Source organism: Corynebacterium stationis, assembly GCF_001941345.1.
GTDB lineage: Bacteria > Actinomycetota > Actinomycetes > Mycobacteriales > Mycobacteriaceae > Corynebacterium > Corynebacterium stationis.
Window position 1 is genome coordinate 1,681,644 of record NZ_CP009251.1, and the last position, 12,116, is coordinate 1,693,759.

Annotated in this window: 13 protein-coding genes; all 13 read right to left on the reverse strand. The window is 54.1% G+C overall.

Annotated features, from left to right (window positions below):
- Positions 1–26: 26 nt before the first annotated feature.
- Positions 27–542, reverse strand: a complete 516-nt coding sequence (locus tag CSTAT_RS07815) for a DUF2550 domain-containing protein (protein ID WP_066794679.1) — start codon at positions 540–542, stop codon at positions 27–29.
- Positions 543–915: 373 nt separating this feature from the next.
- Positions 916–1,287, reverse strand: a complete 372-nt coding sequence (locus CSTAT_RS07820; RefSeq protein ID WP_066794682.1) for a F0F1 ATP synthase subunit epsilon — start codon at positions 1,285–1,287, stop codon at positions 916–918.
- A 10-nt stretch (positions 1,288–1,297) separates the two neighbouring features.
- Complete coding sequence (gene atpD, locus CSTAT_RS07825) at positions 1,298–2,743, reverse strand: F0F1 ATP synthase subunit beta (RefSeq protein WP_066794684.1); 1,446 nt, start codon at positions 2,741–2,743, stop codon at positions 1,298–1,300.
- Between the two features lie 3 nt (positions 2,744–2,746).
- Positions 2,747–3,730: a F0F1 ATP synthase subunit gamma gene (locus CSTAT_RS07830; RefSeq protein ID WP_066794686.1), complete on the reverse strand. Its 984-nt coding sequence runs from the start codon at positions 3,728–3,730 to the stop codon at positions 2,747–2,749.
- A 62-nt stretch (positions 3,731–3,792) separates the two neighbouring features.
- Complete coding sequence (gene atpA, locus CSTAT_RS07835) at positions 3,793–5,433, reverse strand: F0F1 ATP synthase subunit alpha (RefSeq protein ID WP_066794690.1); 1,641 nt, start codon at positions 5,431–5,433, stop codon at positions 3,793–3,795.
- 64 nt (positions 5,434–5,497) lie between these two features.
- The gene (locus CSTAT_RS07840; protein WP_075723024.1) at positions 5,498–6,313 is read right to left on the reverse strand and encodes a F0F1 ATP synthase subunit delta; all 816 of its coding nucleotides are present in this window, start codon (positions 6,311–6,313) and stop codon (positions 5,498–5,500) included.
- Between the two features lie 6 nt (positions 6,314–6,319).
- The gene (locus tag CSTAT_RS07845; RefSeq protein WP_066794696.1) at positions 6,320–6,889 is read right to left on the reverse strand and encodes a F0F1 ATP synthase subunit B; all 570 of its coding nucleotides are present in this window, start codon (positions 6,887–6,889) and stop codon (positions 6,320–6,322) included.
- 47 nt (positions 6,890–6,936) lie between these two features.
- Complete coding sequence (locus CSTAT_RS07850) at positions 6,937–7,176, reverse strand: ATP synthase F0 subunit C (protein ID WP_066794699.1); 240 nt, start codon at positions 7,174–7,176, stop codon at positions 6,937–6,939.
- Between the two features lie 102 nt (positions 7,177–7,278).
- The gene (gene atpB / locus CSTAT_RS07855; protein ID WP_066837152.1) at positions 7,279–8,076 is read right to left on the reverse strand and encodes a F0F1 ATP synthase subunit A; all 798 of its coding nucleotides are present in this window, start codon (positions 8,074–8,076) and stop codon (positions 7,279–7,281) included.
- Between the two features lie 690 nt (positions 8,077–8,766).
- A complete protein-coding gene (locus tag CSTAT_RS07860) occupies positions 8,767–9,207 on the reverse strand; it encodes a Cg1360 family ATP-synthase-associated protein (protein WP_066794704.1) in 441 nt (146 codons plus the stop codon).
- Between the two features lie 89 nt (positions 9,208–9,296).
- Complete coding sequence (locus CSTAT_RS07865; protein WP_075723025.1) at positions 9,297–10,442, reverse strand: glycosyltransferase family 4 protein; 1,146 nt, start codon at positions 10,440–10,442, stop codon at positions 9,297–9,299.
- A 3-nt stretch (positions 10,443–10,445) separates the two neighbouring features.
- Positions 10,446–11,117: an L-threonylcarbamoyladenylate synthase gene (locus CSTAT_RS07870; protein ID WP_075723026.1), complete on the reverse strand. Its 672-nt coding sequence runs from the start codon at positions 11,115–11,117 to the stop codon at positions 10,446–10,448.
- Between the two features lie 121 nt (positions 11,118–11,238).
- Entirely contained in the window at positions 11,239–12,111 is an 873-nt protein-coding gene (prmC, locus tag CSTAT_RS07875; RefSeq protein WP_075723027.1) for a peptide chain release factor N(5)-glutamine methyltransferase, read from the reverse strand.
- Positions 12,112–12,116: the final 5 nt, after the last annotated feature.

The following is a 12,116-nucleotide window of genomic DNA, read 5'->3' on the forward strand; positions in this document are numbered from 1 at the left end:
AATTCGTGGGAGGATTAATACCTTAATTACTTACCGTTATAGCTTGACCATGTCGATGGATCGTAGGGCATATTGCTCCCCCGCGGACGCGTTGCCCGTTCGCGCAAACGACGAAAATCAATCTGTTCCTTACGCTGCGACGGCGAGGCTTCCACCCACGCGCCAAAGGCCATCATGGCGTGCTGCGTACACGCGAGCTCGTAGCCCTTGCCAGCTGCGCTGAAGCAGAAGATCAAATAGTCCTTGGAAATGAAAGCAGCCTCGCCATCAGTTGCGGGACGAGAATCCAGCAACTCGATGTCGAGGCGACTAAATGAGTGATCGGCCATAGGCCACACGGAGCGAAGCTTGTAGAAATCTACAGTGTCTCCCTTGTAGCGCAGCACACCATGGCGCCAGCCGTGGTAGCCCTTGGCCGGGAGCTTGCGCATCAACACTGAAGCACCGCGTGACCGCAAGGTGAAAAAGCGCATCGCTGCGAAGAAAATACATAGTATGGCAATAATGGCGAGCAACCAAAGGATTACCGAAACCACGCTCATCAGTCCCGCTCTTCCCTTCTCCGTCACAACCGCTAATGGCACGGGCGAGGCAGAACACGTTATCTGAACTGCCTCAACCAAACTGCCTAGAAGCGGTTCAATCAATCTCAAGTTGTTGAATAGTCTACAGAGCGCCTGCATAGAGTCACAATAAATCGTTTGGTTGACTACCTCCACCCAGACCCCTGCTATAGTTTCTGCTCGGGCTACAGCGATAGTCTTCGCACACAAGCTGGCTAAAACGGCAAAAAAGAACCCGCAGCAATTATTACTGCGGGTTCTTTATGAGAGAGGAAGGGCGGTAATTGCTGCCCTAAATCTCCGAATCCTCGGTGCTTAAGCAACCTTTAGAAAGAACGAGTCTTTAAAAGGGTTAGCTTTCGCGAGAACGAGCCAAGGCGCGAAGCGCTGCCTGTCCACGAGAAGAAACCAGTTCATCGGAAGACAAGGCATCTTCTTGAGCCTGAGATTCATTAACCTCATCTGCCCAAACTGCCCAGTCCGCCAAGACGGTGATCTTCTCGGTGGATACGGAGAGGAAGCCACCCTGAACAGCGGCGACCTTGCGGTCACCGTCGACAGGACGGAAGGTAACTACGCCATTCTCAGCCAGCTGGCCAAGCAATGGTTCGTGACCCGGAAGCACGCCGATCTCACCCTCGGTGGTCTCTGCGGAAATGATGGTGGCCTTTCCAGACCACAGCATGCGCTCAACAGAAACCAGTTCCACGGTGATGTCAGCCATGTGCCTCTCCCTACTTCTCAGTCAGCTTCTTGTACGCTGCTTCGACGTCGTCCAAGCCACCCAAGCCGTTGAAGGCCTGCTCTGGGTAGTGGTCGAATTCGCCGTTGCAAATGCGCTCGAAAGCGTCGATGGTATCTGCCAAAGGTACGTAAGAGCCTGGCAGCCCGGTGAACTTCTCTGCGACGAAGAAGTTCTGGCCCAAGAAGCGCTCAATGCGACGTGCGCGCTGAACGGTGATCTTGTCCTCTTCAGACAGCTCGTCCATACCCAGAATCGCGATAATATCCTGCAGTTCCTTGTTCTTCTGCAAAATGTTGATCACGCGCTGAGCAACAGCGTAGTGACGCTCACCGACGATGCTTGGCTCGAGAATACGAGAAGTCGACGACAGTGGGTTCACTGCTGGGTAGATACCCTTGGAAGCAATCGCACGGTCAAGCTCGGTGGTTGCATCCAAGTGAGCGAATGTGGTCGCTGGAGCTGGGTCGGTGTAGTCATCGGCAGGAACGTAAACGGCCTGCAGAGAGGTAATCGACTTACCCTTAGTAGAGGTAATGCGCTCCTGGAGTACACCCATCTCATCAGCCAAGGTTGGCTGGTAGCCCACAGCGGAAGGCATACGGCCCAAAAGGGTCGAAACTTCAGAACCAGCCTGCGTGAAACGGAAGATGTTATCGATGAACAGCAGCACGTCCTGGTTCTGAACATCGCGGAAGTACTCCGCCATGGTCAGACCGGACAGAGCTACGCGCATACGAACTCCTGGTGGTTCGTCCATCTGGCCGAACACGAGGGCGGTGTCCTGCAGTACGCCCATTTCTTCCATTTCCAAGAACAGGTCGGTGCCCTCACGGGTGCGCTCGCCAACACCAGCGAACACGGAGGTACCAGAGAACTCGCGTGCGATACGAGTAATCATTTCCTGAATCAGAACGGTCTTACCAACACCCGCACCGCCGAAGAGGCCAATCTTGCCGCCCTTGACGTATGGGGTCAAAAGGTCGATGACCTTAATGCCGGTTTCGAGGATCTCGGTCTTGCCTTCGAGCTGGTCGAATGCTGGTGGCTCGCGGTGGATGCCCCACTGCTCGCCATCTCGGCCCAGACCTGGCTCATCCAAGCAGTCGCCCAATGCGTTAAAGACGTGGCCCTTAACAACATCGCCAACTGGCACGGAGATTGGTGCCTCGGTATCGGTTACTGCCGCACCGCGAACAAGACCATCGGTAGGTGCCATCGAAACGGTACGAACCAGGTTGTCGCCGAGGTGCTGTGCAACCTCAAGGGTAATGGTGCGTGCAACAGACTCGAGGTTAATCTCGACGGTCAGTGCATTATACAGTGCCGGTAGTCCGCCACGCGGGAACTCCACGTCGACGACCGGACCGATGACGCGCACCACACGGCCGGCAATTGCCGACTCCTGTGTGTTCTGCTCATGCAGAGCTGTAGTCATAATCTAGTCACTTTCTGCGCTTTCGGCGAGCGCGCCAGCGCCACCGACGATTTCTGTGATTTCCTGGGTAATCTGCGCCTGACGAGCCTGGTTAGCAACACGAGACAAGTCGGTTACCAAGTCATTAGCGTTGTCAGTCGCAGCCTTCATTGCAGTTCGACGAGCTGCGGACTCAGAAGCCGAAGCCTCCAAGAACATCGAGAAAAGGATACGTGATACATACTGCGGCAGAAGTGCCGAGAGCAAAGTATCTGCATCCGGCTCAAACTCGTAGTCAGCAGACAGGCCCTGAGCATCAGGGTTGGCTTCTAGCGCCGAGTCGCCCAAGTGAAGTTCCTCTTCTTTAATTACCGGTTCAATCGGCAACAACTGGTGAGCACGTGGAGTCTGAACCAGCATGGATTCGAACTCGGTGTAAACAACGTGTACCTGGTCGAAACCACGTACCGTTTGGTCTTCGGTGTTCACGCCCTGACGGGCCGGAGTTGTACCTTCGGAGCCAGCAATGAAGCCGTCAACCAAGTGGTGACGAACGTCGTGAGTGCCTTCCCAGGACGGATCCTGAGAAAAGCCAGTCCACGCGCCCACAACTTCCTTCTCACGGAAGTTGTAGTAGCCGACGCCCTTGCTACCGGTTACGTAGCGGACAACGTCGAAGCCTTGACCGCGAAGGAGTCCTTCGAGCTCAGCAGCCTTCTTAAAGACGTTGTTGTTGTAGCCACCACACATACCGCGGTCAGAAGAGACCACGAGTACGGCTGCAACTTTGCCGTTTTCACGGTGGCGCAGCATTGGGTGCTCCAACGAGCTAGCCGATGCAAGACGGTCCATCATGTTCGACATCTCGTGTGCGTACGGTGCTGCTGCATCAACCTTGGCTTGCGCCTTGGTAATGCGAGAAGTTGCAATCAGCTCCTGCGCCTTGGTGATCTTCTTGGTCGAGTTCACGGACCGGATACGGTCGCGCAATTCGCGAAGATTTGCCATGTTGTTTCGCTCCTCCCTTCTAAATTTCTATTCAGTCAGTGTGAGTAAGTACCCGGAGGTCTTTACTTAGCCGACTTACGGGAGACGGTGACTTCAGTCTTCTTGACTTCTTCTTCAGCCAAAGGATCAACTGGAGCTTCAGTGCCCAAGTTGTGGCCCTCGGTGGTGCGGAAGGAAGGAGTGAAGTCCTTAGCTGCCGCCAAGAGGGCTTCCTTGGACTCGTCGGTAAATGCCTTACCGCCGGCAATCTGCTCGTAAACCTCTGGGGTGTTCTGCTGCAGGTATTCCTGAACGTCAGCCTCAAAGCGACGAACATCTTCGACAGGAACGACGTCGAAGACGCCTTCTTCAGCCAAGAAGATGGAAACCATCTGGTACTCGACTGCCTGAGGAGAAGACTCAGACTGCTTCAGGATCTCAACCAGACGCTCACCGCGCTCAAGCTGGGCCTTGGACACTGGGTCCAAGTCAGAAGCGAAGGCAGCAAAGCCCTGCAGATCACGGTAGGAAGCGAGGTCAAGACGCAGGTTACCTGCAACCTTCTTCATACCCTTGGTCTGAGCAGCGCCACCAACACGGGAAACCGACACACCGACGTTAATTGCCGGACGGACGCCCTGGTTGAACAGGTCGGACTCCAGGAAGACCTGGCCGTCGGTAATGGAAATAACGTTGGTTGGAATGAACGCAGAAACGTCATTCGCCTTGGTTTCAATAATTGGCAGTGCGGTCAAAGAACCTGCACCCAAATCGTCGGAGAGCTTCGCAGCACGCTCCAGCAGACGAGAGTGCAAGTAGAAGACGTCACCTGGGTAAGCTTCGCGGCCCGGCGGGCGACGCAGCAACAGGGAAATCGCACGGTAAGCTTCAGCCTGCTTGGTTAAGTCATCGTAGATGACCAGGACGTGGTTGCCCTGGTACATCCAGTGCTGACCAAGAGCAGCACCGGAGAACGGTGCCAACCACTTGAAGCCTGCGGAGTCAGAAGCAGGAGCAGCCACGATGGTGGTGTACTCCAAAGCGCCCTGCTCTTCGAGGGTCTTGCGGACACCAGCGATGGTGGAGCCCTTCTGACCAATAGCGACGTAGATACAACGAACTTGCTTGTTCTTGTCGCCGGATTCCCAGTTAGCCTTCTGGTTAAGGATGGTGTCGATGCAGACTGCGGTTTTACCAGTCTTACGGTCACCAATGATGAGCTGACGCTGACCGCGACCGATTGGGGTCATAGCATCAATAGCCTTGATGCCGGTCTGCATTGGCTCTTCAACTGGCTGACGCTGCAACACGGAAGGTGCCTGCAGCTCGAGGACGCGGTCCTCTTCGCCAGCGATTGGGCCCAGGCCGTCAATTGCCTGACCCAATGGGTTAATTACGCGGCCGAGGAACTCTTCACCCACTGGGATGGAGAGAACTTCGCCAGTTCGCTTAACTTGGTCGCCTTCTTTGAGGGACTCGTAGTTACCAAGAATAACAACGCCAATGGAGTTGGTTTCAAGGTTTTGTGCGACGCCGATTACGCCGCCAGGGAACTCGAGCAGCTCATTCGCCATAACTGAAGGTAGCCCAGAAACCTGTGCAATACCGTCAGCTGCCGAAATGACCACGCCGACCTCCTCACGGGAGGCCTCCGCGGAGTAGCTCGAGGTGTAGTTCGCTATCGCGCTACGGATCTCATCGGAGGAGATCGTCAGCTCCGCCATATTCTTCCTACTCTCGGTAGATTCGTCCAGCACTTACTTAAATCAATTCTGTCGTTGTAGTTGACTACTTCAAAGCGGTACGCAGGCGCTCAATCTTGCCTGCGGTAGAACCGTCAATAACTTCATCGCCTACGCGGATTGTCATACCACCGAGGAGGCTGGTGTCAACCTCAGAGTGGATGGACATCGCACGACCATAAATCTTGCCCAGCTTCTCGGCGAGTACTGCCTGCTGGCCTTCATTGAGTTCACCCGCACTAACAACGTGCGCAACAGTGCGACCCTGAAGCTGTGCTGCTTCAGCCGCCAGATTCGCAATGTCATCAATGGGATTGTGCTCAGGGCGGTCAATCACCTGCAGCGCAAGCGCCTCAGTGAATTTGGTGACCTTTCCGTAAAGCACATCTGCCAGCAACTTGCGCTTACGCGCAGGTTCTGCAGCTCGGTCAGAAAGCAGCTGGGTGAGTTCGCCTTCGCGGTCCAGGATCCGGGACAAACGGAAGAGTTCATCTTCGACCTGTCCTAGTTGTCCTTCGCTTTCTGCGCCGCGCATCAAAGCACGACGTGAAAGAGCGACCAGTCCGGAAACCATCTCGCGAGCGCTCGACCACTTCGACGATGCAATCTGTTCCAGAACCTGCAAGGTAGCAGGAGAAACTTTGGCACCGAAGAGATCATTAACGAGCTTCTTACGGGATTCAGTGGAAGCAGATTCATCAATGATTGCTCCACGGAGTTCGCGGTCATCACCCAGTACTTGGGAAACCTCGAACAGTTCCATGCCGGTCATGGTGGACACTGCTACACCTGCTTGAGCTGCCAGATTGGAATCCAGCGACTCGGAAGCGGATGCGAGCGATTCGCGGCTAGCTGCCTTCATAGTTGCCTACTTTCCGGCCGATGCCACAGAGTCGAGCTCGGACAGGAAGTTATCAATGGTTGAAGACTGCTTGGTGGACTCAGAGAGTTCACCGCCGAGCAGCTTCTCAGCCAAGTTGATGGAGTTCTGTCCGATATCGGAACGCAGTTCAGCAACTACCTGTGCGCGGGAAGCTTCAAGCTGTTTTTCGCCACCTGCGACGATACGGCGTGCTTCTTCCTCTGCCTGGGTCTTTGCCTCTGCTTCAATCTGCTTGCCGCGCTCACGCGCCTGCTCACGGATTTCAGCTGCCTCTGCGCGAGCGTCAGCTAGCTGTGCGTTGTACTTCTCAAGTGCGGCCTTTGCTTCTGCCTGTTGGGCTTCAGCGCGCTTGATGCCGCCCTCAATCCGGTCTTCACGCTCTTGCAACAGTTCCTGGAACTTCGGAATGACAAACATTGCGAAGACAATAAGGATGATTAAGAACGGGATCAGAGACCAGACGATGTCATAGCTCTTGGGAAACAGAAGGGAGTTGCCACCTTCCAGTGGAAGGGACTCTCCTTCCGCTGCAAGATAGTAAAAGACGTTGTTCATAAGTCTCCAGTCTTAAAAACGGTGGTTTGGTTTTAAACGCGCGCTTTTTAGAACAGGAAGCCTGCAACCAGGCCAATAAGTGCAAGAGCCTCAACGAAGGCGATACCCAGGAACATGGTGGTACGCAGCTGGCCAGCCATCTCAGGCTGACGTGCCATGCCCTCAACGGTCTTGCCGACGAGGATACCAATACCCAAGCCTGGGCCGATGGTTGCAAGGCCGTAGCCGATGGACTGAAGGCCATCGAAGGAGGTCTCGGTTGCCTGAGCCAAGATGATGTCGTTCATGAAAGTCGTTCCCTTTCGAAAAATCTTCGCTTTTCGTTTATTCCAGCGAAGTTGGAGTTGGTCTTAAAGTGGGGGTTATTACAAGGCCGGTTAGTTCGCGCCTTAGTGCGAGTCTGCGTGAAGTGACAACTCGATGTACACCGCCGTCAGCAGAGCAAAGATGTATGCCTGCAGGAAGATGATGATGATCTCGTAGACCGTAAACAGAACCGCTGCGAGCAGGGTCACACCGGACATCGCTGTCCAGCCGTTGAGCTGCCAGAAGAAGAAGTTCGTGGCAGAGTACAGCAGAACCAAAATGATGTGGCCGGCAAGGAAGTTCGCCATAAGACGAATTGCCAGAGTGACGGGACGCAAGATGAAGGTCGAGAAAAACTCAATTGGAACAACCAGCAAGTGCAAAGCCGGTGGAAGGTTAGGAATAACCAACGACGACTTGACGTACTTACCGAAGCCATAGCGCTTGGTGCCTGCGTAAATCATTGCGATATACGCTGCGCCAGCCAAGACAATAGGCATACCAATACGAGCGTTTGCGGAGATGTTCAGTGCCGGAATAATCGTGGAGACGTTCCAGAAAAGGGTGCCGAAGAAGATAGCCGCCAGCAACGGTAGGAAGCGACGACCCTCCTTCTTGCCCAGGATGTCCTCAGCAATGTGAATTCGGACGAAATCTAACGCGTATTCTGCGACGTTCTGTAGTCCCTTAGGAACCAGCTTTGGGTTCCTAAATGCTGCAATAAATAAAAGCACCAAGATGGCGGTCATCAACAGACGAACCAGCATGATGCGATCAAGTGCGAACCATCCGCCCAACACATCGTCGAACAGGATGTCGCCGTAATATTGCCCCGGGAAAAATTCTGGGTCCAGTTCGGGCGCGTGGAAGCTACCCTTCATGGCCAATGTTGTAACGCTCAGCGTTCTCTCCCGTGTTCGGGCCGTACGATTGTCGGCGTCGTACGGTGCGATGGACGTCTCAAACTCTCTGTCACAGCTACGGACTCCGTCGCACATCAGCGAAGCTGTAACAGGGAATCACCGTAAATGGGATACGGCATAAATTTTTCGCAGGACACGAATCTTACTAATGCCGCTTCCGCGGTAACCCGGAGGAAATAATATCAGCTCATTGAGGCTTATTTCGATCTGCAGTCATCCGAACTTCCGAGGTTTGAGCCAACCCTGCGATTGCTCCCCCTGGATTAGCCCATATCCCCAGCCCAACCCCGGTTTACAGGCATTAGTAAGGTTGATCACAGTTATTTTTTGAATAGCCGTTTCACAGTCTTTTACCCCCCTTGAATCACCCCCGATAACATTGCCTGCTTTCACCCCTTGCAATTCCCCTTAGGTGCTCGTTAAAGGCATTTTTTCGCCATACGTCACCCCTTTGCCTTTATATGCTTTATGTCACATGCCATGTCTCGACCAGGGAATTCAAATAAATCAAAATTCTGTTTTGCCTATTTCCCTACACCCCATCACTCCACCCGTTTAGCGATCACCAAAGGGAGCACATCCCTAAAGATGCACTCCCCTTTGTCGCAACCTACGACGCCCCAGCGGGCGTCATGTCACTAGTAGCTATTAAGAAATATAAGTCACGCGGGAGGTGATGATTCCCCAGACCTCAGTACCGAGTACCGCAATCATCGCCAAGACAACCGTGATGAACATAGCCATAGTGTCATAAAATTCCAGGTCCCGAATGATCATCAGGACGACAATCAAGAGTACAACCTTGAGTAGCCATCCACCGAGGACAACAGCCATGGTGGTGGACGGTGCAGACTTTGCAGTAAACAGCACAAGCGCTGCCGTAATCAGAACGAAGCCACCGCCAATAGCAGCGCCGATGACTACTCCCCAGATTCCGGGTAGACCACGAACTCCACCCCAGATAGCTAGAGATAAAACGGTGATTATGGCTAGCGCAATCGAGCCCAGCCGCAGGGCGCGCTGCAGTGGCACGCGCGGGTCATCAAAACTACTGGTGCTGGCGCCATCGCCATTTAAAGTATCACTCACGCTGGGACACTCTACTACAGACGTAAGGAAAATCTGAACCCTCTAAGTAGGGCTTGTGGCGCAGGCTATCATCGAAAAGCCTGTCTACGTCAACGCTTGGCTGGCAAGTCGATTTTCCCACGACGCAACGGAATTAGTGTCACGCCACTTGCAACCACCAGCGCCAAAATTGTTGCGATGGTTGCGATCAGTGGCGGAACAATCGAGTAGCTAACTGCGCCAAAGGCAACAGCCGAGACCCACAAATAAAGCACCAATACGGTGCGGCGGTGCGTATGGCCTAAAGACAACAGCCGGTGGTGGATGTGCGCCTTATCTGCAGCAAAGGGAGATTTACCTTGGGAGACTCGGCGAATTACTGCCCATACGAGGTCTAGGACAGGGACGAAGACAGCTGCACAGACAACGATGAAGGGGCTGACCAACGCCACAACGTCTGCGGTTCCATACAGCGACTGCGTAATCTTGCCCGAAGCCGAGGTCGAAGCGGCGGCCAGAAGCAGTCCGATGAGCATCGCGCCTGAGTCGCCCATGAAGATGCGCGAAGGTTCGAAGTTATGTGGCAAAAAGCCAATACACATGCCCACTAGTGCTGCGGAGATAATGGCCGGTGGATACGCCGATACTGCCCCGCCCTGGTCATAGAGAACCGTGAGCGAGAAGATTAAGATGGCGCCACCGGCGATAAGTCCCAGACCCGCTGCTAGCCCATCGAGTCCATCAACGAAGTTAATAGCGTTGATAAGCAGAACCGTGACGAATGTAGTCAAGATTGAAGACTGGAATTGATCCAATAAGACGGTGGTTCCACCGTCAAAAGGAATAAAGAGGATAGTCCAAGACAATCCCAAAATGCTCAATAGTGCCGCTGCGACAATCTGACCAACCAGTTTTATCCATGCGCTGAGCTCATAGAGATCATCTATGACTCCGACGATGACAATCGCTACAGCGCTCCAGATAACGGCAGATATTTCCGGAGTCACAGGCATAAATCCGCGTGTGAGCGCAGGCAATTGCGAGGCTAGGAAGATAGCTGCCATAAAGCCCACGAACATCGCGACGCCACCGAGCTGCGGGGTGGGTTGCGAGTGACTATCGCGCAGACGAATCTCAGCGACTTTGCCAGTGCGCACGAGGACGGAACGAACGATTCCGGTCACAAGAAAAGTCAGCACCGCGGCAACTAGGATCACCAGCCCTAGTTCCCGCAACGGCACGCCAGAACCAGTCATGAATTACTGCGCTCCAGGTCGGGTGCGCAAGCGCTGCGCATCCACACCAATAACCTCGCCGATGCGTTCAGCAGATAGTGCGCCTTCGCGCAAAAGATATGGCCATGGGCCGGAAAGATCGATTATGGTGGAAGGTTCACCAATTGGTGCTTCCCCGCCATCAAGGTACACCGAGACACTCTTGCCTAATTGTTGCTTAGCAGCAATCGCAGTTGTGGCCGGTGCCTGGCCAGAAATATTCGCGGAAGAAACAGCCATCGGGCCGACCTCGCGAAGCAGTTCAATAGCAATGGGATGCAATGGCATACGCAACATCACGGTGCCGCGGGTATCTCCCAAATTCCATGGCAATGAAGGCGCCTGCGGAACGACGATGGACAATCCTCCTGGCCAGAATGCTTCGGTGATGAGCTGCACCTGGTCAGTAAAAGTCTGTACTAACCCTTTGGCGGTATCCCAGGAGCCAATCAAGACTGGCACTGGCATATCAGGTCCACGGTGCTTCGCTGCTAAGAGGTTGGCAACAGCGTTATTGTCGAAAGCATCGCATCCAAGCCCATAAACAGTATCGGTTGGGGTGACGATCAGCTGGCCAGACTTCGCGGCTCGTGCTGCCAGCGCAATCCCTTCAGCGCGTTGCTGCTCGTCTGAGCAATCGTAAATCTTTCCTTGCATGTGTTTGCTCCCCACTTTTAAAAAGTGTTGCTTCGTGTATCGATGGCCTAAGGCGTATTTAGGCTTCTCATAGTACTACTGCCAAATATTGGCGCAGTCTCTTGTGCCGAGTCTTGCTCCGCTATCCTCCACCCGGTGCCTGAGCCAACACAAATCGCGCGGTCCCGCCTAGGTCCTTCAAGGGTGAAACATTGACTAGGCCCGCCTCACGCGCTGCCTCTTGCACAGCGTTGGATGTGGAATCATCATGTTCAATGCCCACTGCCCCGCCGGGTTTGAGTAACGCCAGAACGTTCGGCAGCATCGCCTTAATCGTGTCCATGCCATCATCACCGGAAAAGACCGCATCATGGGGATCAAAATACACTTCCGGGGCAAGATTCGGATCTTCAGGGACATAAGGCGGATTAGTTACTAAAAGATCGACTTTGCCCACCAGATCAGAAAGGACCTCTAAAAGCTTTTCGCTTGTGACATCTGCTTGTTTGATCTCCACGGAAGTGCCCGCGAGATTACGTGAGGTAAAGGGCAGGGTTGCATCGGAAAGCTCTACTGCGACAATGTGAGCATCCGGGCGATAGTGCGCGATATAAGCTGCCAAAGCCCCCGAACCCGTACACAAATCCACAACAATTGGCGCAGGCTGCACTCCGCGTCGATGCTGCCGACTTAAATGGTTCACTGCCCAATCAGCCAACATTTCAGTCTCCGGGCGTGGGATGAACACGCCCTCACCAACCTCCAGGTCCAAGGGCCCAAAAGGCGCTGTGCCCACGATATGCTGCAAAGGTTCGCGCTGCGCACGACGAGCAATAAGAGCGTCAAACTCTTCTAGGTCACCAGCTTCCTTCTGCAAAGGAATATCCATGTGACCGACCTTGAGCACGTGTGCAAGCACCATGCGGGCATCCCACATTGCCGAATCTATTCCCGAAGCGCGAAGGCGCTCCGCGGCAATGCGAAGCGCCTTTTCATACGTAGCCTTCTGGCTCATTGACA